This is a genomic window from Xanthomonas euvesicatoria, from assembly GCF_013112235.1.
Classification (GTDB): Bacteria; Pseudomonadota; Gammaproteobacteria; order Xanthomonadales; family Xanthomonadaceae; genus Xanthomonas; species Xanthomonas euvesicatoria.
The window spans coordinates 1,124,194-1,146,498 of record NZ_JABFFS010000001.1 but is presented as its reverse complement, the minus strand read 5'-3'; the positions used below and the strand labels follow the sequence as shown (position 1 = coordinate 1,146,498).

Annotated in this window: 16 protein-coding genes; 12 read left to right on the top strand and 4 right to left on the bottom strand. The window is 65.7% G+C overall.

From position 1 onward, the window contains the following. Window positions 1–207: 207 nt before the first annotated feature. The gene (gene dnaA / locus HLH45_RS04795) at window positions 208–1,536 is read right to left on the bottom strand and encodes a chromosomal replication initiator protein DnaA (RefSeq protein ID WP_008572980.1); all 1,329 of its coding nucleotides are present in this window, start codon (window positions 1,534–1,536) and stop codon (window positions 208–210) included. A gap of 242 nt (window positions 1,537–1,778) precedes the next feature. On the opposite strand from dnaA, the gene rpmH reads away from it, so the two are divergent. From rpmH to mnmE, 5 genes are all read left to right on the top strand, one after another. Continuing rightward, the gene (rpmH, locus tag HLH45_RS04790; RefSeq protein ID WP_002805908.1) at window positions 1,779–1,919 is read left to right on the top strand and encodes a 50S ribosomal protein L34; all 141 of its coding nucleotides are present in this window, start codon (window positions 1,779–1,781) and stop codon (window positions 1,917–1,919) included. 38 nt (window positions 1,920–1,957) lie between these two features. Continuing rightward, window positions 1,958–2,395, top strand: a complete 438-nt coding sequence (rnpA, locus tag HLH45_RS04785) for a ribonuclease P protein component (protein WP_007968218.1) — start codon at window positions 1,958–1,960, stop codon at window positions 2,393–2,395. A 25-nt stretch (window positions 2,396–2,420) separates the two neighbouring features. After that, complete coding sequence (gene yidC / locus HLH45_RS04780) at window positions 2,421–4,145, top strand: membrane protein insertase YidC (protein WP_008573001.1); 1,725 nt, start codon at window positions 2,421–2,423, stop codon at window positions 4,143–4,145. A gap of 85 nt (window positions 4,146–4,230) precedes the next feature. Then, a complete protein-coding gene (locus HLH45_RS04775) occupies window positions 4,231–6,933 on the top strand; it encodes a polysaccharide deacetylase family protein (RefSeq protein ID WP_033478679.1) in 2,703 nt (900 codons plus the stop codon). Window positions 6,934–7,089: 156 nt separating this feature from the next. Continuing rightward, a complete protein-coding gene (mnmE, locus tag HLH45_RS04770; protein WP_008573005.1) occupies window positions 7,090–8,430 on the top strand; it encodes a tRNA uridine-5-carboxymethylaminomethyl(34) synthesis GTPase MnmE in 1,341 nt (446 codons plus the stop codon). Between the two features lie 163 nt (window positions 8,431–8,593). Here mnmE and HLH45_RS04765 read toward each other — a convergent pair whose 3' ends face one another. After that, a complete protein-coding gene (locus HLH45_RS04765; protein WP_008573006.1) occupies window positions 8,594–9,451 on the bottom strand; it encodes an acid phosphatase in 858 nt (285 codons plus the stop codon). Between the two features lie 192 nt (window positions 9,452–9,643). Between HLH45_RS04765 and HLH45_RS04760 the strand changes: the two genes are divergently transcribed. Together HLH45_RS04760 and HLH45_RS04755 are read left to right on the top strand one after the other, a co-directional pair. Then, on the top strand, window positions 9,644–11,944 hold the full coding sequence (locus HLH45_RS04760; protein ID WP_008573007.1) for a TonB-dependent receptor: 2,301 nt from the start codon (window positions 9,644–9,646) through the stop codon (window positions 11,942–11,944). Window positions 11,945–12,183: 239 nt separating this feature from the next. After that, window positions 12,184–13,281, top strand: a complete 1,098-nt coding sequence (locus HLH45_RS04755; protein WP_008573008.1) for a glycerophosphodiester phosphodiesterase — start codon at window positions 12,184–12,186, stop codon at window positions 13,279–13,281. Between the two features lie 151 nt (window positions 13,282–13,432). Here HLH45_RS04755 and HLH45_RS04750 read toward each other — a convergent pair whose 3' ends face one another. After that, window positions 13,433–14,221, bottom strand: coding sequence for a rhomboid family intramembrane serine protease (locus tag HLH45_RS04750; RefSeq protein WP_033478680.1), 789 nt, complete (start codon window positions 14,219–14,221; stop codon window positions 13,433–13,435). Window positions 14,222–14,871: 650 nt separating this feature from the next. Further along, the gene (locus HLH45_RS04745; protein WP_008573117.1) at window positions 14,872–15,828 is read right to left on the bottom strand and encodes a TerC family protein; all 957 of its coding nucleotides are present in this window, start codon (window positions 15,826–15,828) and stop codon (window positions 14,872–14,874) included. A gap of 264 nt (window positions 15,829–16,092) precedes the next feature. On the opposite strand from HLH45_RS04745, the gene HLH45_RS04740 reads away from it, so the two are divergent. The 5 genes from HLH45_RS04740 (at window position 16,093) to HLH45_RS04720 (ending at window position 22,209) form a co-directional block, all read left to right on the top strand. Beyond that, entirely contained in the window at window positions 16,093–17,259 is a 1,167-nt protein-coding gene (locus HLH45_RS04740; RefSeq protein WP_008573115.1) for a class I SAM-dependent rRNA methyltransferase, read from the top strand. Between the two features lie 122 nt (window positions 17,260–17,381). Next, a complete protein-coding gene (locus HLH45_RS04735) occupies window positions 17,382–17,702 on the top strand; it encodes a hypothetical protein (RefSeq protein WP_003482258.1) in 321 nt (106 codons plus the stop codon). A gap of 280 nt (window positions 17,703–17,982) precedes the next feature. Then, window positions 17,983–19,236: a dipeptidase gene (locus tag HLH45_RS04730; RefSeq protein ID WP_008573114.1), complete on the top strand. Its 1,254-nt coding sequence runs from the start codon at window positions 17,983–17,985 to the stop codon at window positions 19,234–19,236. A gap of 467 nt (window positions 19,237–19,703) precedes the next feature. Continuing rightward, entirely contained in the window at window positions 19,704–21,014 is a 1,311-nt protein-coding gene (locus HLH45_RS04725; RefSeq protein WP_008573112.1) for an MFS transporter, read from the top strand. 25 nt (window positions 21,015–21,039) lie between these two features. Next, on the top strand, window positions 21,040–22,209 hold the full coding sequence (locus HLH45_RS04720; protein ID WP_008573111.1) for a glycerate kinase: 1,170 nt from the start codon (window positions 21,040–21,042) through the stop codon (window positions 22,207–22,209). Window positions 22,210–22,305: the final 96 nt, after the last annotated feature.

Below are 22,305 nucleotides of genomic sequence, written 5' to 3'. Positions count from 1 at the left end.
TTTTCAGCGGATAACCACCGTAACTATTTGTTTCCAAAGACATTTCAGCATCTGAAACGCGTTGGACTAGTGCGCCTGAGCTGGTCGGAAAACCTGTGGATAGTTTTCCAGCCGGACTGCGGTGCAACGTTATCCACAGATTCTCCCGCATTTGACCCCAACGTTTCCACGCTTTTTTCCAGCCTGGCGCCGATGGCAGCCGATGGCCTACTCGCTGAGCTTGCGAATCAGCTTTTCCCAGTCCTCGCGGAGCTTGCCGTCGGCCTCCATCAACGTGCGGATCTGCCGGCAGGCATGCAGCACGGTGGTGTGGTCGCGGCCGGCGAACGCGTCGCCGATCTCCGGCAGGCTGTGCTCGGTGAGCTCCTTGGCCAACGCCATCGCCACCTGGCGCGGGCGCGCCAGCGAGCGGGTGCGCCGCTTGGACAGCAGGTCCTTCATCTGCAGGCCGTAGTAATCGGCCACGGTCTTCTGGATATTGGGAATGCCGATCGCCTGTTGCTGGGCGCGCAGCAAATCGCGCAGCGTCTCCTGGGCAAATTCCACCGTGATCGAGCGGCCGGTGAAGTTGGCACGCGCCACCAGGGTGTTGAGCGCGCCTTCCAGGTCGCGCACGTTGGAGCGCATCTTCTTGGCGATCAGGAATGCCACGTCGTCGGGAATTTCGGCGCCGCGCTCGCGTGCCTTGGCCAGCACGATGGCCGCGCGGGTTTCAAAGTCCGGCGGGTCGATCGCCACCGACAGGCCCCAGGCCAGGCGCGACTTCAGGCGCGGCTCCAGGCCTTCCACTTCGCGCGGGTAGCGGTCGCAGGTCAGGATGATCTGCTGGCGGCCATCGAACAGCGCGTTGAAGGTGTGGAAGAACTCTTCCTGGGTGCGGTCCTTGCCGGCGAAGAACTGGATGTCGTCGATCAGCAGCGCATCGATCTGCTGGAACTGGCGCTTGAACTGGTCCATCGCCTTGTCCTGCAGCGCCCGGATCATCGCGCTGAAGAACTGTTCCGAACGCAGGTACATCACCTTGGCGGCCGGATTGGCCTGACGCAGCGCATTGCCGGCCGCGAACATCAGGTGGGTCTTGCCCAGGCCGGTGCTGCCGTACAGCAGCAACGGGTTGTGCGCGCGGTCGCCGGGCTTCTGCGCCGCCTGAATCGCGGCGGCCAGACCCAGCTGGTTGCTGCGGCCTTCGACGAAGTTGGCGAAGGTGTAATGCGAATCCAGGTTGCCGGCGAACGGCACCATCGGTGCAGCCTGGGGCGCACTTGGCACCGCCGCCGCTGCGGGGGCCGGCTCGGGCGCACGTGGACGCGAACCGACCGCCAGCGCGACTTCGCCGTTGCCGGCGAAATACGCCAGCAATTCGCGGATGCGCGGCAGGTACCGTTCGCGAACCTGGTCGACGATGAAGGCGTTCGGGGCGTACAGCACGATGCTGTCGCCGCGATCTTCGGCTTGCAGGGGTTTCAACCAGGTGTGGACATCTTCGGGCGGGAATTCGGCTTCGAGACGTTCCAGACAGCGGGGCCAAGCATCCATCAACGTGTGATCATCTGTTGCCGGCCGCGGGGCGCAGAAAAGCGCCGTGCTCGCAGCCCGGTAGTGAAAAGAGGATGGACCAGACTAGCACCGAGGGCAGGGTTTTCCCAGAGTTATTCACAGGGCCATCCACAGGCCGCCGCCGTCCTCTTCCGCGGTAAGGCAAGCAGGGTGTTGACCCGCGGCGCAGCAGGCCTATAGAATTGCCGGTTCTATTCATCTCCATTCATGCAGAGGGCCCCATGGCCACCAAGCGTACTTTCCAACCCAGCAATCTCAAGCGAGCACGCGACCATGGCTTCCGCGCACGTATGGCAACCGCCGACGGCCGCAAGATCCTGGCTCGCCGCCGCGCCAAGGGCCGCAAGCGCCTGAGCGCTTGATTGCCGCGCCGCTCCCTGCGGCCGAGGCAGTCCCTACCGTGAACGCATCGAACCCGTGCAGGCGATTTCCTCGCTCTGCGCGGGTTCGTACGCGTGCGCAATATACGATCGTTTTCGATACTGCACGTCGCACCTCGGACCCACTCCTGAGCCTGCACTGGCGCACCGGCGATACGCCGCCGCGCCTGGGCATGGCCGTGTCGCGCAAGGTCGATACGCGCGCGGTCGGACGTAACCGCATCAAACGTGTGCTGCGCGATGCCATGCGGCATCTATTGCCCGAGCTGGCCGGTGGTGACTACGTCATCGTGGCGCGCTCGGCGGCGGCAAAAGCGACCAATCCACAGATCCGCGATGCCTTCGTGCGTCTGCTGCGCCGTGCCGGCGCATTGCCCCTGCCTGCTGCGCCCGGCACAATGCCGCCCGCCAGGACGGTGCGCCCATCCTCCCCTTCCCCGACAGAGCCGGAACTGTAGTTCCGACTGAGCGAGTTGCTGCCCGATGAACCAGACCCGTGTTTTCCTGATCTTTGCCTGGCTGATGGTCGCGGCGTTGCTGTGGATGGAGTGGGGCAAGGACAAGGCGGCTGCCAATGCGCCGGTGGCCGCGGCCACCCAGGCGGTGCCGGCGGCGCGCGATCCGGATGCGGCAGCGCCGAGCGCGGCCAATGTGCCTTCGGCCCAACCCATTCCGCAGGCCGGCGCGCCGGGCACGGTGCCGGCGACCAGCAGCACTGCGGCAACACCGGCTGCAGCCGGCGCTGCGCCGGTGGTGACCCTGACCTCGGATGTGCTGCGCCTGAAGCTGGACGGCCGCAGCGTGCTCGATGCCGAGCTGCTGCAATTCCCGCAGACCAAGGACGGCACCGCGCCGGTCAGCCTGCTGACCGAAGATCCGGCGCACCCGTATAACGCCACCAGCGGCTGGGCCAGCGAGCATTCGCCGGTGCCGGGTGTAGGCGGCTTCCGCGCCGAGCAGCCGGGCACGACGTTCGAAATGGCCAAGGGCCAGAACACGCTGGTGGTGCCGTTCGTCTGGAATGGCCCCGACGGCGTCTCGATCCGTCGCACCTTTACCCTGGAGCGCGGCCGCTATGCCATCTCGATCAAGGACGAGGTGATCAACAAGAGTGGCGCGCCGTGGAACGGCTACGTGTTCCGGAAGCTGAGCCGGGTGCCGACCATCCTCAGCCGCGGCATGACCAATCCGGATTCCTTCAGCTTCAATGGCGCGACCTGGTACAGCCCGCAGGAAGGCTACGAGCGCCGTGCGTTCAAGGATTACATGGACGACGGAGGCCTGAATCGCCAGATCACCGGCGGCTGGGTGGCGCTGCTGCAGCACCACTTCTTCACCGCGTGGATTCCGCAGAAGGACCAGGCCTCGCTGTACGTGCTGGCCCAGGACGGCCCGCGCGACGTGGCCGAGTTGCGTGGCCCGGCCTTCACCGTGGCGCCTGGCCAAACCGCCAGCACCGAAGCGCGCCTGTGGGTAGGCCCGAAGCTGGTCAGCCTGATCGCCAAGGAAGACGTCAAGGGCCTGGACCGCGTGGTCGATTACAGCCGCTTCTCGATCATGGCCATCATCGGCCAGGGCCTGTTCTGGGTGCTGAGCCATCTGCACAGCTTCCTGCACAACTGGGGCTGGGCCATCATCGGCCTGGTGGTCCTGCTGCGCCTGGCGCTGTATCCGCTGTCGGCTGCCCAGTACAAGTCCGGTGCCAAGATGCGCCGCTTCCAGCCGCGCCTGGCGCAGCTCAAGGAGCGCTACGGCGACGATCGCGTCAAGTACCAGCAGGCGACGATGGAGCTGTTCAAGAAGGAAAAGATCAACCCGATGGGCGGCTGCCTGCCGCTGCTGATCCAGATGCCGATCTTCTTCGCGCTGTACTGGGTGCTGGTGGAGTCGGTGGAACTGCGCCAGGCGCCGTGGCTGGGCTGGATCCAGGATCTGACTGCGCGCGACCCGTACTTCATCCTGCCGCTGCTCAACATCTCGATCATGTGGGCGACGCAGAAGCTGACCCCGACCCCGGGCATGGACCCGATGCAGGCCAAGATGATGCAGTTCATGCCGCTGGTGTTCGGCGTCATGATGGCCTTCATGCCGGCCGGCCTGGTGCTGTACTGGGTGGTCAACGGCGGGCTGGGCCTGTTGATCCAGTGGTGGATGATCCGCCAGCACGGCGAGAAGCCGAGCAAGATCATCCAGGCCAACGCCAAGTAAGTACACGAAGGCCCGCCGCAAGGCGGGCTTTCTGCATGTCAGCCCGCATTGAGCGCCTGTTGTCTCTTTCGCCAAGGACGCCGTCGTGACCACATCGCCGTTGCATCGCCTGTTGCTGTGCGCAAGTTGCGTGGGAGTGCTGGCACTGGCCGGCTGCGGCACGCAGGACGCCAGCGATGCTGCCGGCGCTGCGAAGCCCGCGGCTGCAACGAGCGCTGGCACGCAGGCGGACAAGACCGGGAACGCCACCGGTGAATTGATCGCGCAACTGCGCGAACAGCTGGACCGGCACCGCCGCATCATCGTGCTGCTGGCCGATGAGGACAAACAAACGCCCCGCGATCGCGCCACCTCCAGCAGCGTGGGCCAGCAACTGTTTCACGAAAACCTGGAGCAGCGCGAACGCATTGCCGCATCGTTGGACACGATTCTCGCTTCCAAGGACGCGCGCCGGTTCGCGACGATTTCCGCAGTGCTGGACGAGGTGGAATCTGCGCCGGATCTGTTCGATGCCGACCGCCTGGCATTTGCCGAGGTGCTGCGCGATCTGCATGCGCGCATCGGCCGTGACTCTGCATTGCCGGCGGTGAAACTGCATCAGCGCATCGGCGAGGATCTGGAGGCGCTGGACGAGATCGAGCGCAGCTACAACAAGGAGTTGACGCAGATCTTCAGCCGTTTCGATCGCAGCCGGGCGATCGTGCCCAAGCGCGAGAAGTGGGGCGACTACGTGGCGCAGTTGCGCACGCTCTATACGCGCGAGAACATCCTGCGCGACCATGGCGTGGTAGAGCCGTACCCGTTCGCCGCGCGCGACAGCGACAGCGAAGTGTTCGGCCGCGACCTGCCGCCCAAGACAGTGGTGCTCACCTTCGACGATGGCCCGCACAAGGCCTACACCGAAGAGATCGTTGCGATTCTCAAGCGCTACGATGTGCCTGGCGTGTTCTTCGAAGTGGGGCGCAACCTCGGCAGCCTGGATGCCAACGGCAAACCGCAACTTGCGCCGCTGTCGAAGATCAGTCATTCGCTGATGGAAGAAGGCTATGCGGTGGGGAACCACAGCCTGACCCACGCACAGTTGTCCAAGACCACCGGCGATGCACTGCGTCGCCAGGTTCTGGATACCGACACCTTGCTGCGTGCGGTGGACGACAAGCGCGCGCCGCTGTTCCGGTTTCCATATGGCGCACGCAATGCGGAAGGCTTGCAGCTGCTGGGCGAAGCCGGCCTGAAATCGATCATGTGGAACATCGACTCGCTGGACTGGGCCGATCCGGTGCCGGAATCCATCGTGCAACGCGTGCTCGATCAAGTGAACAAGGACCAGCGCGGCATCGTGCTGTTTCATGACATCCACGACCGCGCAGTGAAGGCGCTGCCGCAGATTCTGGATCGTCTGATCGCCGACGGTTACCAGTTCGCCGGCTGGAATGGCCGCGAGTTCTCGGTCGCGCGCGCACCCGGCGCGGCGGCCGATGCCACGGTGACCACCGGCTATGCGAAATCGTGGGCGATCGTGATCGGCATCGACGACTACGCGCATTGGCCCAAGCTGGAATATGCGGCCAACGATGCGCAGGCGATTGCCAGTACCCTGACCGGGCCGTTGCGATTTCCGTCCTCGCAAGTGATCGTGCTCAAGGACGGGCAGGCCACGCGCAACAATATCCTGGCCGCATTCCACGACCGCCTCGGCGAAGGCCGTGCACAAACCAACGACCGCGTGTTCGTGTTCTTTGCCGGGCATGGCGCCACACGACGGCTCGCTTCCGGTCGCGATCTGGGTTACATCATTCCGGTCGACTCGGACCCGCAGCATCTGGCCAGCGATGCGATCGCAATGAGCGATTTGCAGAACATCGCCGAAAGCCTGCAGGCCAAGCACGTCTTGTTCGTGATGGATGCGTGCTACAGCGGGCTGGGATTGACACGTGGCGGGCCGACGTCCAGCGCGTACCTGCGCGAGAACGCGCGGCGTATCGCGCGCCAGATGCTCACCGCCGGCGGCGCCGATCAACAGGTGGCCGATAGCGGACCCAATGGGCATTCGGTGTTCACCTGGGTGCTGTTGCAGGCATTGGCTGGCAAGGGCGACCTCAATGGCGATGGCTTGATCACCGGAACCGAACTGGCCGCGTACGTGGCGCCCGCGGTGTCGGCAGTCTCGGCGCAGACGCCGGCATTCGGCAGCCTGCCCGGTTCGCAAGGCGGCGAATTCGTGTTCCAGGTTCCCAGCGGCGAAGAATTTCTCACTGCGCAGACCGCGCAGCTGTCGGCTGATGCGATTGCGCTCAACTCACGCGTGGACGCAGCACGTCCTGTGCCCGCCGCAGCCGGTGTGGCAGTGGCTGCAGTGCCGGTGACGGTGAAGACACTGCAAGGTGGCCAGGCCACGCTGGTGTTGCCCACCGCAGCGAAGAGCAGCGATCGCCAACGTGCACAACTGGCCAACGAACGCGGCCTGCAGTTGTACAAGGAAAAACGCTATGCCGATGCGGCCGAGCAATTTGCCGAGGCACTGAAGCTGCGTCCGGATTTCGCGCTGGCGGCCAACAACCTGGGCTTTGTGTATTACCGTCAGGGGCGCTTTGCCGAATCGGCGCGCTGGCTGGAAAATACCTTGAAGATCGATCCCTCGCGCGCGGTGGCCTATCTCAATCTTGGCGATGCATATGCAAAGGCAGGCGATCGCGACAAGGCGCGCAAGGCCTATGCCACGTACCTGGAATTGCAGCCGCAAGGCAGTGGTGCCGAGCAGGCGCGCGCACAGCTGCAATCGTTGTGACCGGACGCGCGACACGACATGGCGTGCAGACGCCAGACAGCGCGGATGTCGTCATGGGAGGTGATTCAAAAGTGCCTGCAAATACGTGGGTCGGCGCTGTTGCCTGCGCCGTTTAAACTCCAGGTGTCCTTTTTCAATCCACGTAGAGCAGTGCGCATGTCGTCTTCCGCTTCGACCATCGTTGCCATCGCCAGTGCTGCCGGAATCGGCGGCGTTGGCATCGTGCGCCTGTCCGGGCCGCAGTCGGTGCAGATTGCAGCGCAACTGGGAATTGCGCGGATGCAGCCGCGGCATGCGCACTACGCGCGTTTTCGCGACGGGCAGGGCGCCGTCATCGACGATGGCATTGCGCTGTGGTTCCACGCGCCGCACAGCTTTACCGGCGAAGACGTCGTCGAGCTGCAAGGCCATGGCAGCCCGGTGCTGTTGCGGCAACTGGTTGCCCGCTGCATCGAACTGGGCGCCCGCCAGGCACGCGCCGGTGAATTCAGTGAGCGTGCGTTCCTGAACGGCAAGCTCGATCTTGCGCAGGCCGAAGCGATTGCCGACCTGATCGCAGCCGGCGACCTGCGGGCGGCCCGCGCCGCGCGGCGCGCACTGGACGGGGTGTTTTCGCGACGGGTCGATGCGGTAGCCGACACCCTGACCCGCCTGCGTATCCACGTGGAAGCGGCCATCGACTTTGCCGACGAGCCGCTCGACACCTTGGGCGGCAACCAACTACGCGATGGTCTGGGTCAGGCGCGCAACGTGCTCGCCCAGCTGCTGCGCGATGCCGAACGCGGACGCAAGTTGCGCGACGGCCTGCATGCGGTGTTGATCGGTCCGCCCAACGCCGGCAAGAGTTCCTTGCTCAATGCGCTGGCCGGTAGCGACCGGGCGATCGTCACCGATGTCGCCGGCACCACCCGCGACACCTTGCACGAAGCCATCCAGCTCGACGGCTTCGAGTTGACCCTGGTCGATACCGCCGGCCTGCGCGATGGCGGCGATGCGATCGAACGCGAAGGCATGCGCCGTGCACGCGCCGAGCTGGAGCGCGCGGACCTGGCACTGGTGGTGCTGGATGCACGCGACCCGCAGGCCGCCCGCGATGCCATTGGCGATGCCGTCGATGCCGTGCCGCGTCAGCTGTGGATCCACAATAAATGCGATCTGCTCGGCAATGCCGCATCGCTCGATGCCAATGCGATCGCTGTCTCTGCCGTGACCGGGCAGGGACTGGAGCAATTGCACATCCGCCTACGCGCGCTTGCGCTCGGCGATGGCGTGGACAGCGTCGAGGGCGAATTCTCTGCCCGCACGCGGCATGTTCAGGCGCTGCGTCGCGCCGAACAACACGTGGACGCTGCCGATCTGGAACTGGGTTTCGAGCAGCTGGAACTGGCTGCCGAAGAACTGCGCCTGGCACATGAAGCGCTCGGCGAGATCACCGGAAAGCTCAGTGCCGATGACCTGCTCGGCAAGATCTTCTCGAGTTTTTGCATCGGCAAGTGATGCGGCGATGCCCAGCGCGATGAGGCGCGCGGCAACCGTCGGAACCGGGCCGCACCCAGACGCAGCTGCCGCCGCACATCATCTGCGTGGACGGCGATGCGGGCGCAACCTCTCGCACATCGTCCGAGCACCGCAGGCGCATCGGCCATGCGCTTGCGGTGGACTACAGCACCCCAGGCAATGCGGTCCCTAGCGCTTGGTTTTCCGCGTTGCACGCAGCCACCGAGGACGCAGCCGGCTGCTTGGCCTGCGCCTGTTCGATCTCGCGGCGTGCGGCGGCCAGGTCTTTTTCGAACGCAGGATTGGCGTGCAATGCGGCGACCGTGGCAGCGCCTACCACGCGGCCCTGGGTGACATCGCTCTGCCAGTGCACGTTGCAGACCAGGCGGCTGTCGCCGAAGGCGCGGCCGCGCGCGAGCAGGGCGTCGCGGTGGGCGGGGGCGATTTCGGACAGGATCAGGCCCCAGGTCCAGCCGATGGCGGTGTGGCCGGAGGGGTAGGAACCGTTCTTGCGCAGGGCCGTGTCATCGGCCGGGGTGCACATCGGTTGCGCATTGCGCATGAAAGGACGCGGGCGTTGATAGCGTGCCTTGGCGGCGCTGGTCGCGGTGCTGGCATCGCGCATGCTGCGTTCGAGCAGACGGATCAGATGCGGGGTGCTTGTCTGGTCGATCTGTATGCCGAGCGCGCAGCTGAAGTGCGTGGCCGCAGCCGGAAAGCTCAGCACCGCGTCCTGCGCGGCCAGCTCCCAGCGCGGTGTCCCGCGCAGGGCGAGCATGGCCTTGGCGACTGCCTCGTCGTTGGCGAGCGCAGCGCTGCCCTCCTGCGGTGGCGGTGGCACCAGCTGCACGCTGTCGGGCAGTTGTTGTTTCTCCAGGTACCCATGCGCATCGGTGGCGAGCACCGAATCTTTCGCGGCTGCCTTGTCCCGTGCACTTGCGATGCCGCTGCCGATCAACAATGCGGCGATGGCAACGCTGACCAGCGTCCGGTGAGAGTGGCAAGCAATGCGCTGCGACATGGCAACCTCAGACAACACGAATGGAAGAGCCCGCAGATTACGACGGCTCGATGACAGCTGCATGCCAACGCGACGCAGCAACGGCCAGGGATGCGAAACGGTTGTCGTTGCACTGTCATGTTTCGGTCGCATCGACGCAAGACAACTGTCGCACGCTTGCCGCCATCTTTTGACTCGTCCCCAACGCCGCTCATGCCCAAGACCCATCAGTTAAGTGCCGCCGTTCTCGCCGCGCTCGTGCTCGCGCCTGCCGCTTACGCCGCCGACCCTGAGGTGTCTGCCGATACCGGTGCGACCGTGCAGCAACTCGATGCGGTGTCGGTGATCGGCCAGGGCGAAACCCGCCAGGTGCAGCGCATCACCCCGCAGGACATTGCGGTGCTGCCGCCGGGCACCAGCATCCAGAAGCTGCTCAACCGCATGCCGGGCGTAAACGTGCAATCCAACGATGCGTTCGGTGCCAACGAAGAATCGCAGACGATCAGCCTGCGCGGCTTCAACGGTACGCGCCTGGGCTATACGCTCGACGGCCTGCCGCTGGGCGACAACGCCTATGGCAACTACAACGGCCTCAACATCAGCCGCGCATTGATTGCGGAAAACTTCGGTGGCGTGGAGCTGGCCTCGGGCATCGGTGCGTTGGGCACGGCGTCGACCAGCAACCTGGGCGGCACCATCCAGTATTACTCGGCAGATCCGTCCAGCGTATTCGGCGGGCAGGTGTCGCAGACGGTGGGCTCCGATACCAATCGGCGCACCTTCCTGCGCGTGGATACCGGCGATTACAACGGGTTTTCGGCGTATGTGTCCGGCATCGATGCCGAAGCCGACATGTGGGCGCGCCCGGAATCGCCGACCACCACGCGGCAGTTCAATGCCAAGGGCGTTTACCAGTTCGATGGCGGCAAGCTGACCGCATTCGCCGATACCTCGCGTACTTCGCAGGCCGACTATGCGTACCTGTCCAAGAGCGGCATGGCGCGCGGCCTGGGCTGGGACTGGAATCTGTACGCGCCGGACTGGAACCGCGCATTGGCTGCGGCGTATTGCGCACCGGCCACGCGCAATGCCGCGCGTTGCGGTTTCAGCGGCGGTGTCGACAACATCGACGATGCGTACTACCAGAGCCGCGCCTTGCGCGACGACGACCTGTTCTACGTGGCCGGCGATTTCCAGCCCAACGATGCGATCAGCCTGCACACGCAGGTCTATCACCATGAAAACAAGGGCCAGGGCCACTGGTGGTCGCCGGGCCAGGCATCCAATCCGGGTACGCCGCAGGCATTGCCGATCTCCATCCGCAGCACCAATTACTGGATCAACCGCACCGGCGGCATCGCCTCGCTCGGTTGGGATCTTGGCCCGCATCATCTGGAAGCGGGCCTGTGGTACGAGCGCAATCATCACGATGTGGAGCGCAATTTCTACTGGATCGATGGTCCGGTCAGCGACGACAAGTTCCTTCAGAATCCCAATCGCCGTTTGTTCTCGCAGAACTACATCATCACCACGCGGCAGTTCTACGTGCAGGGCAATTTCAAGTTCCTGAATGAGCGTCTGAGCCTGGACCTGGGCATCAAGAGCCCAAGCACCGAAATGACCGCGCGCGAGACGCCGGGCGTGGCAGTGGAAGCGCCGGTGGCCACCGGTTCGCTCAAGGCCAGCGAATCGGTGTTGCCGCAGATCGGCGTGGGCTATCGCCTGGCCGAAGGCCAGGAAGTGTTCGCCTCGTACGCGGAAAACATCGCCGCGTTCCAGGGCGGCGGCGCCGGTGGCCCGTTGTTGGTGACCCAGGCCTCGTTCGATGCCAGCGTCGGCGCATTGGAGCCGGAGAAATCGCGCACGCTGGAAGCCGGCTATCGCTTCGTGCGCGACCGCTTCGAAGCCTCGCTGGTCGGCTACGACGTCACCTTCGATAACCGCCTGCTTTCGCTCAACCCCTGCGCCAGCATCCAGCAGGGCACCACGCCCGCATGCACCACGCGCTTCTTCAACGTGGGCTCGGTGAGCAGCCGCGGCGGCGAACTGACGGTGATCTGGAAGCCGACCAGCTACCTGCAGTGGTACAACTCGGCCTCGATCAACCGTTCGACCTACGACGACAACTACGTGCAGAACGGCGTGGTGATTCCCACCGCCGGCAAATACACCGTCGACACGCCCAAGCGCATGTTCGCCAGCGAACTGGCCTTCAATTACGGGCCGTGGAATCTCAACCTGCGCGGCAAGTACACCGGCCAGCGCTACTACACCTATACCAACGACCAGGGCTTCGGCGGCTACACCGCCTTCGATGCGGGCGGTGGTTATGACTTCGGCCAGGTTGGCGTGCTGCAGGGGCTCAAGCTTTCGCTCAATGTCACCAACCTTACCGACAAGCGTTACGCCTCCAACCTGACGGCCTTCGCCAATAGCGATCCCAACGGCCGCCAGCTGGCCTTCCATGCCAGTGCGCCGCGGCAGGTGTTCTTGACGCTGGATGCGAAGTTCTGAGGAGGGGAATCGGGATTGGGAATCATAAGAGCCGGTCTTGCGGTTGCTTACCGAATTCCGGTTTCCATCGACGCAGACAGTTTTAGGCTGGCGAACAAGACGTCGCGAGTGATGTTCCGGCGGGTGCTGACGATGCAGCGGAAGCGGGATGTACAGTCGTACCTCCCGCGCCGCCTATCGACCAGACTCGCCCGGCGGTCAGGCGTCGATTCGGTACCTGTTTTTCGTTGGAGAGATGCATGATGCAGTTCGGTCGTATCTGGTTGGTGGGAGCGATGATGGTTGGCATGAACGGCCCGGCAGTTGCCGAAGCGCCGCTGGCCAAGACGGTGCAGATCTTTGCGCACCGCGGCGCCAGTGCGCTGCGTCCGGAACACACCCTGGCCTCCTATGCCAAAGCCATTGTCGATGGCGCCGATTTTGTCGAGCCGGATCTGGTGTCCACCAAGGATGGCGTACTGATCGCGCGGCACGAGAACGAGATCGGTGGCACCACCGATGTGGCCAGCCACCCGGAATTCGCTGCGCGCAAGACCCGCAAGACCATCGACGGTCAGGCGATGGAAGGCTGGTTCACCGAAGATTTCACCCTGGCCGAGTTGAAGACGCTACGTGCGCGCGAGCGGCTGCCGCAGCTGCGTGGCACGCGCTGGGATGGCCAGTTCCAGATCGTGACCTTGGACGAGATCATCGATTTCGTCGCGGCCGAATCTGCCGCGACCGGCCGCACGATCGGGCTGATTCCGGAGATCAAGCACCCCAGCTATTTCAAGGCGCTGGGCCTGCCGATGGAAGACAAGGTGCTGGCCACCTTGCAGGCGCATGCCTATACCCGGACTGCGCCGGTGATCATCCAGTCGTTCGAGACCGGCAATCTGCGCTATCTGCGCGACAAGATCGGGCGCACCAGCAACATCGGCCTGCTGCAGTTGCTCGGTGGCGCGCAGATGGCGCTGCCCGCCGGCACGGACGATGCGCCGAAGACCTACGGGCAGATGATCACGCCCGACGGCCTGAAGCAGGTCGCGACATATGCCGATGCGATCGGCCCCGACATCCGCAGCATCATCCCGCTGGATGCGCAGCAACGTTTGGGCGCGCCCACCAGCCTGGTGCACGACGCACATGCGGCCGGGTTGCAGGTGCAGCCGTATACGTTCCGTCCAGAAAATTATTTTCTGGCCGCCAACAACCGCAGCAGCGGCGCGGTGACCGAGCGCAACGACGCCGGTGCGTTGGTCGAGTTGCAGGCGTATCTGGATGCGGGCATCGATGCGTTCTTCGCCGACGACCCGGGCCTGGCGCGGCGCGCATTGAGCGGGCGCCCCGCGCGCTAATCAGCATCTGTAGGAGCGCGCCAGAGCGCAACGGGCTCTAGCGGTACAGCCCGTCGCGCGCAGGCACGCGCCTACGCAGGGCAGAGCAACGCCGTCGATCGCGCGAGCGGAGCAACGGCGTTGATTGATTCGAAAGTCGCCTGAAAATTTTTTAGGCACCTGGCGGCCGTTCGCGCGGCGGGAAATGCAGCACCACGCTCTGCGAGCCATCGTCCTGGCGCTGCCACAGCACCGGCACCTGACGCGGCGGTGGCGGTTCCAGCATCGCGTGTTCGGAGTTGCTCACCTCCCAGGCAGCGTCTTCGTCCTCGTCTTCCCAGCTGTAGCGCGGCTTGGCCTGTTGCGGGTCGCGCAGGCGCAGCAGCAGGGCGGCGATCAGGCCGGCCACCGCACCGCCCAGATGCGATTGCCAGGACACGCCGGCTTCGTGCGGCAGGATGGTCATCAGCATGCCGCCGTAGAACAGGAAGGCGATCATGCTGGTGGCGATCGCGGGGCGGTCGCGGCGCAGCAGGCCCAGCACGAACACCAGGAACATCAGCCCGTGGGTCACGCCGCTGGCGCCCAGATGCCGGCTGCCGGGTTCGCCCAGCAGCCATGCGCCCAGGCCCGAGCCCAGCCACAACAGCGGCAGCGCCATGACGGTGGCACGCGGATACACGCTGCCGGCCAGCGTGCCCAGGATCAGCAGCGCCGCGGCGTTGGCGCCCAGGTGGGCCAGCGAACCATGCAGCAGCGGTGCGGTGAGGATGCCGCGCAGGCCGTCGGCCTGCAGCGGTGCCACCGCCCAGGCGCGCCAGTCGAACATGCCCTGGGCGGTGAACACCGCCACCAGCAACAACACGGCGGCCAGGCTGATGTTGAAGGCACGCAAGACCCGGGAACGATCCAGGCGAGCTTGGGTGGTGGTTTCTGCGGCGGCAACAGGATGCGGTGTCATACCTTCACGGATGGCGTCACGCGGGGTTTTTACAAGCTGCCCGGCGCGGGATAAGCAGGCCCGGCGACGGGATAATCCAATCCCGGCGCCGATCGTTGGCGCATCCGCCTGCGCCGCATCACGGATGATCTGTTGCTTGGCTGCAGGGTCCTTGCCCGCCCACCATCGCCGGACACGCTGCACGTACGTCCTTGTAAGCTCTGGCGCGGCATCCATGCCGCGCAAGGTCCCGCGACGGTGAGCGGGCAAGGACCAAGGGAGATGGTCGTTGCGCCTGTTTTCAACAAAGCCACCTGCAACTCTTTGGTGCGGTGTCCTCGCCGCTTGCGGGACCGTTGGCGGCATGGATGCCGCCATCGAGCCCCCAGGGATGGGTTCACGGTGTGTCCCGCGAGCGGTGAGGGCACCGCGCCCTCGACTCACCTGGCTTTTGATTGTTGATCTGTCGCTTGGCTGCAGGGCCCTTGCCCGCCCACCATCGCGAGACACGCTACACGGACGTCCTTGTAAGCGCTGGCGCGGCGTCCATGCCGCGTAGGGTCCCGCGCCGGTGAGCGGGCAAGGACCTGTCGAGTTGGTCGACGCGCATGGTTGCCAGCAGTGCAGGCTGCGCCACCAATCCCGAATCCCGACTGCCCAATCCCGGCCCCTCAGTGCCCGGCAGGCTTGGGCGGACGCAGCAGGCTCAGCACGATGGTCGCCACCAGGATCGCAACCACCACGCCCAGCGACACCAGCACCGGGATCTTGTACAGATCGATGATCATCATCTTGATGCCGATGAACACCAGGATCACCGCCAGGCCGTAGGGCAGCAGGTGGAAGCGGTCGGCCATGCCGGCCAGCAGGAAGAACATCGCGCGCAGGCCCAGCACCGCGAACACGTTGGAGGTGAGCACGATGAACGGGTCGGTGGTGATCGCGAAGATCGCCGGGATGCTGTCCACCGCGAAGATCACATCGATCACCGCGATCAAAATCAGCACCACGAACAGCGGCGTAAACCAGCGCTTGCCGTCCTTGATCACGCTGAGCAGGTTGCCGTGGTACTGCGGGCTCAGGCGCAGGTGCCCGCGCATCCAGCGCAGCACCGGGTTGGCTTCCAGATCCGGCTCCTTGCCGGCGGAGAACCACATCTTGATGCCGGTCAGCAGCAGGAACGCACCGAACACGTAGAGCAGCCAATGGAACTTGGCCAGCAGCATCGAGCCGGCAAAGATCATGATCGCGCGCAGCACGATCGCGCCCAGCACGCCGATGATCAGCACGCGCTGGCGCTGTTCTTCGGGCACGCCGAAGTAGGTCATCACCATCAGGAAGACGAAGATGTTGTCGACCGCCAGGGATTTTTCCACCAGGTAGCCGGTGAGGAACTGCAGCCCGATCTGGTCGGCCTGGACGTCGCCGACGCTGCCTTGCAGGTACCACCACAGCCCGGCATTGAAGGCCAGCGCCAGCAGCACCCAACCGATGCTCCACCAGGTGGCCTCCTTGAAGGTGACCTTGTGGGCGCCGCCGTGGCGCATCAGCACCAGATCGATCAGCAGCGCGGCGATCACCACCACCGCGAAGCCACCCCATAACCACACGTTGCCAATGGTTTGCATAAGAATCCCGAAAAAAGTGAAAGCGGCCTGGACAGCCGGCGGGCTGAGGCCTTGTGACACGGAAATCGTGGATTCCGGGTGACGGACCTTCGCCTGCGCGGCGAAGGTCTCGCTCGCAACCGGCCGGGCCGGTTGCCGTTGCACCGGAGCGCTGCACATGGCGGGCTCGTAATGACGGCGACAACGCTGGGAGCTACTCCCCTTCTGCGCCCGATTCTGCGTGCCCGGCGCAGGCACGTCAATCCAGCCGGATACAATGGGCCGATGAATATTCCAGTCCCCGTCGTCCGTCTCAAGAATGCCTGGCGCTCCAGCCACCCGTGGATCTTCCAGAAGCTGGTGGAAAAGCCCGCCGCCAAGCCCAAGCCCGGCACCATCGTCGATGTGGTCGGCGTGGATGGGGAATGGATTGGCCGCGGCTTCTACAACGGCCATTCGCGCATTGCCGTGCGCATCCTGGAAACCGACCAGTCGGTACCGGTGGATGCGGGCTGGTTCTCGCGCAAGATCGCCGCGGCAGTGAGCCTGCGCCGCGACTGGCTCAAGCTCGATGGCGTGTCCGACGCCTGGCGCGTGGTGCACAGCGAGGGCGACGGCCTGTCCGGCCTGGTGGTGGACCGCTACGGCGACCTGGTGGTGGTGGAGTTCTTCGCCGCCGGCATGTTCCGTCATCGCGAATGGATCTACGAGGCGCTGCGCGAACAGTTCCCCGGCTGCCGCTTCCACAGCTTTGCCGACGAACATGTGCAAAAGCAGGAAAGCTTCGATTTCCACAGCAACACCACCACCGAAGCGGCGGTGATCACCGAGCACGGCATCAAGTTCCGCGCCGACCCGGCCGGTGCGCACAAGACCGGTTTTTTCGCCGACCAGCGCGACAACCGCCAGTGGCTGAGCGAGCAGGTCGAAGGCAAGAGCGTGCTGGACCTGTGCTGCAACACCGGCGGCTTTGCGGTGTATGCCGCCGCGCGCGGTGCGGCCGAAGTGCTGGGCGTGGACATCGACGAAGACGTGATTGCCATTGCCAAGGGCAACGCCAAGCTCAATAACGTGCGGCCCAAGTTCGTGCAGGCCGACATCTTTCCGTGGCTGCGCGATGCGGCCAACCGCGGCGAGCAGTTCGATGTGGTGATCCTTGACCCGGCCAAGATGACCCGCGACCGCGATCAGGTGATTCCGGCGCTGAAGAAGTACCTGGACATGAACAAGCTGGCCTTGGGCGTGGTCAAGCCGGGCGGCCTGTTTGCCACCTTCTCGTGCACCGGCCTGGTCGCCGAGCAGGAGTTCCTGGACATGCTGCGGCGCGCGTCGTATTTCTCCGGGCGCACCATCCAGATCCTGAAGGTGGCCGGTGCCGGTCCCGATCATCCGTTCATGGCGCACGTGCAGGAATCGCGCTATCTGAAAGCGGTGTTCTGCCGGGTGATGTAGCAGCGCGTTGCGGCGAAAGACGCCCGCTGCCGTGTGGCAGGCAGCGGGCGTCTTTCGCGGCGCGATGCCATCGCCGGCCAGCAGTAGGTCAACGCAGACATGCAACCAGGAGCCGGCAGCCGATGACCTCCAGCGACGAAGACGAACGCAAGGCCCTGCGCCGCTTGCTGCGGCAGATCGAGCGGCCCAATGCCAGCCTGCTGGCCAGCAACTGGCCGGTGTTCGGCGTCTGGCTGCTGTTTTCCGGGGCTTTCATGTATCTGTTCCAGACTGGCGACGGTTCGCCGCTGCACCCGTTGCTGCTGGCGCTGGGCTCGACCTGTCTGGGCGTGTTCGGTGCGTGGATCGTGTTCCGTTCGGTGTGGGCGCGGCAGTGGCCGCATGTGCGCGAACACATCGATGTGGACAGCGTGCGCGCGCGTCTGGCAGAACTGGACGACTGAGCGATATAGCGCGCGAGGCGGTTTGCGCGCGCTGCCAGGCAGATCAAACCGATCTGCAACGACGAGCGGCCGCCCGCGCCGTGGTTGCCGGCATGGCGGCGTCGCTCGACAGCATCGCGCGTGCGCACGCCATCGGCATCGCCGCAGAACTGCGCTTGCATCGCGCGTATCGCACGCCACGCCGTGCGGATCGACCGCAGCGCTGCAGCGTCCCACGTGTGGCCGCAGTGCGTGTAGCCAGCCGCTATGATCGGCTCACCCCCACTGCCTGTGAGATCGCATGCACCTGCGTTCGCTTTGCCTGTCTGCCACGTTGTTGCTGGCCGCTGCGCTGCCCGCACATGCGCTGGAGTTTTCCAAGGCCGAACTGGCGCGCGCGACTGCCCTGCAGAAACGCCTGGTCACGCTGGATTCGCATCTGGATACGCCGGCCAATCTGGAACGCGCCGACTTCGACGTCTTGCAGGCGCATGCCGGCAACCGCCTGTCCCAGGTGGATTACCCGCGCATGGTCGAAGGCGCGCTGGATGGTGGGTTCTGGGCGGTCTACACCGGGCAGGGCGATCGCAGTGCGGCCGCGCACCTGGACGATCGCGATGCCGGTCTGCAGCGCCTGCTGAAGATCCACACATTGGTGGCCGCGCAACCGCAGCGTTTTGCACTGGCCACCACGCCGGCCGACGCCGCGCGCATCAAGGCCGCCGGCAAGCGCGTGGTGTACATCAGCATGGAAAACGCCAGCCCGCTGGTAGCCGACCCCACCTTGCTGCGCTTCTATTACGCGCAGGGGCTGCGCTTGATGAGCACCGTGCACTTTCTCAACAACGAGTTCGCCGACTCGGCCACCGACCCCAAGGGCGCGGAGTGGAACGGCCTGAGCCCGGCCGGCAAACAGCTGGTGCAACAGGCGCAGGCGTTGGGCATCGTGATCGATCAATCGCATGCCTCCGATGCGGTGTTCGACCAGTTGATCGCGCTGTCGCCGGTGCCGATCGTGCTCTCGCACAGCGGTGCGCGCGCGGTCTACAACCACCCGCGCAATATCGACGATGCGCGCCTGAAGGTGCTGGCCGCGCATGGCGGGGTGATCCAGGTCAATTCCTACGGCGGCTACCTGGTGGACAGCGGCGCCAGCCCCGAGCGCAAGGCCGCCGAGAAGGCGCTCACCGACCAATACGGCGGCTGGGAGCACGTCAAGATCGCCGACGGTACCAAGCTCAGCGCCGCGCTGAAGGAGCTGGATGCGCGCTACCCGATCAAGCGCGCCACCGAAGAAGACTTCTTCGCGCATCTTGAGCACTTATTGGCAGTGGTCGGGCCCGAGCACGTGGGCATCGGCATGGATTGGGACGGCGGTGGCGGGGTGGTGGGCCTGGAAGATGTCTCCGACCTGCCGCGCATCACCGCGTGGCTGTTGCGCAAGGGCTACACCGAGCAGCAGATCGCCGGCATCTGGGGCGGCAACCTGTTGCGGGTGATGGGCCAGGCGCAGGCGTATGCGGCCGGGAAACGGGAATCGGGAGTGGGGAGGTAGTGCTGGGGGCCAGGGATTCGGGATTCGGGAATCGGGATTCGCAAAGCCGAGGCGGTGTGTCGTGTGGGGCTGGGTGCTGGCCGCCGGCTTGGTTGTGGGTGCAGGGCTGGGGTAGAGGCAGCGTTGCTGCCGCGGGCTCCTTCGCCGGATGGGCTGGTTGGGGCGCGCGCGGAGTGCGCCGCTAGGTGTCAGCCAAGGGTGGGTCACGGGGCGCCGTCGCTGCATCGGGGCGGCCAGCCCTGCACCAACAGCATGGTGGCTGTTGCGTTCCGAGCCCGGCACACGCCGGGAGCGGTTGCAGTTGATTTGGGCATTTGCACGAAAATTTGCGCGTGCCAGCCGGCAGACAGGCAACACCCTGACGATGATTCCGGGAAAACGCTCAATCTAGAATGCGTCGACCACCTGCCTGGTGTCGGTGCTGCCGCACTGCCCACCGGCTGGCCTTCCGACTGCTGGAGCGTGCGATGACCCAAGCCACCCGGCCCCTGCCGCCCTCCGATGACATGGGTCCGACCTACCGCAAGATCCTGTGGCGGCTGATCCCGTTCCTGTTCGTCTGCTACCTGTTCAACTACCTGGACCGGGTCAACGTGGGCTTTGCCAAGCTGCAGATGCTGGGCGACCTGGGCATGAGCGAGACCGTGTACGGGCTGGGCGCGGGCATTTTCTTCATCGGTTACCTGGCCTGCGGGGTGCCGAGCAATCTGATCCTGCAGCGCATCGGTGCCCGGCGCTGGGTGGCGATCATGATGGTCAGCTGGGGCCTGCTCTCCACCTGCCTGCTGTTCGTGCGCACCCCGGCCGGGTTCTACACCCTGCGCCTGCTCACCGGTGCGGCCGAGGCGGGCTTCTTTCCCGGCATCGTGCTGTACCTGACCCGCTGGTTCCCGCGTGCCCGGCATGGCCGGGTCATGACCGTGTTCATGTCGGCGATCCCGATCTCCGGGGTGCTGGGCGGGCCGTTGTCCGGCTGGATCCTGGATCACTTCTCGGCCGGGCAGGGCGGCCTGGCCGGCTGGCAATGGATGTTCCTGTTGCAGGGCCTGCCGACCGTGTTGCTGGGCATCGGGGTGTGGTTCCTGCTCAGCGACGGCGTGCAACAGGCCAGCTGGCTCAACCCGCAGGAAAAACAGGCCTTGGCACGCGTGCTGGCCGAGGACGAAGCAGGCAAGCCGGCCGGCGCGTCCACCTCACTGGGCGCGGTGCTGCGCAATCCGGCGGTGTGGCTGCTGGGCACGGTGTACTTCTGCATCCAGAGCGGGGTGTATGCGATCAACTTCTGGCTGCCGTCGATCATCCAGGGCAGCGGCGTCACCGACCCCACCCGGATCGGCCTGATGAGCGCCATCCCGTACCTGGCCGCGGCGGTGTTCATGGTGCTGATGGGCCGCTCGGCCGATCGCCGCTGCGAGCGCCGCTGGCACCTGGTACTCCCGTTGCTGATGGGAGCGGCCGGGCTGTGCATCGCCGCCAGCGTCACCGACAACCTGGGCCTGGCGGTGTTCGGCATGACCCTGGCCACGATGGGGGCGGTCAGCGGCTTGCCGCTGTTCTGGCCGCTGACCAACGGCTTTCTCACCGCCGCCGCCGCCGCTGGTGGGCTGGCGCTGATCAACTCCACCGGCCAGGTCGCCGGCTTCGTCAGCCCGTACCTGGTGGGCTGGATCAAGGACGCCACCCACAGCACCGAGCTGGCGCTGTATGTGCTGGCCGGGGCCATGCTGCTGGGCGCCGCGCTGGTGCTGCGGGTGCCGGCACGCGCGGTGAACCAGTGATGCGTCCGTCCCAGCGAGTGTGCCCATGAAGATCGTCATCGCCCCCGATTCCTACAAGGAAAGCCTGTCCGCGCTGGAGGTCGCCACCCAGATCGAGGCCGGTTTCCGCGAGGTGTTCCCCGACTGGCAGTACCGCAAGGTGCCGGTCGCCGATGGCGGCGAAGGCACGGTCGATGCGCTGGTGGCGGCCACCGGCGGGCGGGTGATCGACTGCACGGTCAGCGGCCCGCTCGGCACCCCGGTGCAGGCGTTCTTCGGCCTGACCGGCGACGGCCGTACCGCGGTGATCGAAATGGCCGCCGCCAGCGGCCTGGCACTGGTGCCGCCGGCCGAGCGCGCGCCGCTGCGCACCAGTACCGCGGGCGTGGGCGAGTTGATCCTGGCCGCCCTGGACGCCGGCGCACGGCGTTTCATCATCGGCATCGGCGGCAGCGCTACCAACGACGGCGGCAGCGGCCTGGCGCAGGCCTTGGGCGTGCGGTTGCTGGATGGCCAGGGCGAGGCGATCGGTCCAGGCGGCGGCGCGCTGGCCACGCTGGCGCGCATCGACACCGAAGGCATGGATGTGCGGCTGCAGGATTGCCAGTTCGAAGTGGCCTGCGACGTGGACAACCCGCTGATCGGGCCGACCGGCGCCTCGGCGGTGTTCGGCCCGCAGAAGGGCGCCACCCCCGGCATGGTGCGCCAGCTCGATCGCAACCTGCAGCACTACGCCGACCTGTTGCAGCGCGACCTGGGTGTGCGGTTGCACGCGCTGCCCGGCGGCGGCGCGGCCGGCGGCCTGGGCGCGGCCCTGGTGGCGTATCTGGGCGCGCAGCTGCGGCCCGGGGTGGAGATCGTCGCCCAGGCGCTCGGGCTGGACGCGCTGGTCGCCCAGGCCGATCTGGTCATCACCGGCGAAGGCCGCCTCGACAGCCAGAGCCTTCATGGCAAGACCCCGGTCGGCGTGGCGCGGGTGGCGCAACGGCATGCCAAACCGGTGATCGCCATTGCCGGTTGCCTGGGCAACGGGGCCGCGCTGCTGCACGGCCACGGCATCGATGCCATGTTCGCGGTGGTGCATCGCGCCTGCACGGTGGAACAGGCATTGGCCGACGCCGCCAGCAACGTGCGCATCGCCGCGCGCAACGTGGCGGCGACGCTGCAGCTGGGCGGGGCATTGGCACAGGTCGGGTCGGGGCGCGAGCGGGGCTGACGGCAGTGCCCGGGTGGCTCGGAGGGGTGGGGCGCCTGCGCTCGCGTTCGGGGCGGCCTCCTGGACAGGGTGCGCGCCCACGGCATGTACGACCGA

What these genes read in the sequence shown, in the direction of transcription:
- dnaA (WP_008572980.1), bottom strand. Translation starts at nt 1,536, where the DNA reads ATGGATGCTTGGCCCCGCTGTCTGGAACGTCTCGAAGCCGAATTCCCG.
- HLH45_RS04730 (WP_008573114.1), top strand. Translation starts at nt 17,983, where the DNA reads ATGCACCTGCGTTCGCTTTGCCTGTCTGCCACGTTGTTGCTGGCCGCT.
- HLH45_RS04745 (WP_008573117.1), bottom strand. Translation starts at nt 15,828, where the DNA reads ATGCAAACCATTGGCAACGTGTGGTTATGGGGTGGCTTCGCGGTGGTG.
- mnmE (WP_008573005.1), top strand. Translation starts at nt 7,090, where the DNA reads ATGTCGTCTTCCGCTTCGACCATCGTTGCCATCGCCAGTGCTGCCGGA.
- yidC (WP_008573001.1), top strand. Translation starts at nt 2,421, where the DNA reads ATGAACCAGACCCGTGTTTTCCTGATCTTTGCCTGGCTGATGGTCGCG.
- HLH45_RS04750 (WP_033478680.1), bottom strand. Translation starts at nt 14,221, where the DNA reads ATGACACCGCATCCTGTTGCCGCCGCAGAAACCACCACCCAAGCTCGC.
- HLH45_RS04755 (WP_008573008.1), top strand. Translation starts at nt 12,184, where the DNA reads ATGATGCAGTTCGGTCGTATCTGGTTGGTGGGAGCGATGATGGTTGGC.
- HLH45_RS04765 (WP_008573006.1), bottom strand. Translation starts at nt 9,451, where the DNA reads ATGTCGCAGCGCATTGCTTGCCACTCTCACCGGACGCTGGTCAGCGTT.
- HLH45_RS04740 (WP_008573115.1), top strand. Translation starts at nt 16,093, where the DNA reads ATGAATATTCCAGTCCCCGTCGTCCGTCTCAAGAATGCCTGGCGCTCC.
- HLH45_RS04725 (WP_008573112.1), top strand. Translation starts at nt 19,704, where the DNA reads ATGACCCAAGCCACCCGGCCCCTGCCGCCCTCCGATGACATGGGTCCG.
- HLH45_RS04720 (WP_008573111.1), top strand. Translation starts at nt 21,040, where the DNA reads ATGAAGATCGTCATCGCCCCCGATTCCTACAAGGAAAGCCTGTCCGCG.
- rpmH (WP_002805908.1), top strand. Translation starts at nt 1,779, where the DNA reads ATGGCCACCAAGCGTACTTTCCAACCCAGCAATCTCAAGCGAGCACGC.
- HLH45_RS04735 (WP_003482258.1), top strand. Translation starts at nt 17,382, where the DNA reads ATGACCTCCAGCGACGAAGACGAACGCAAGGCCCTGCGCCGCTTGCTG.
- HLH45_RS04760 (WP_008573007.1), top strand. Translation starts at nt 9,644, where the DNA reads ATGCCCAAGACCCATCAGTTAAGTGCCGCCGTTCTCGCCGCGCTCGTG.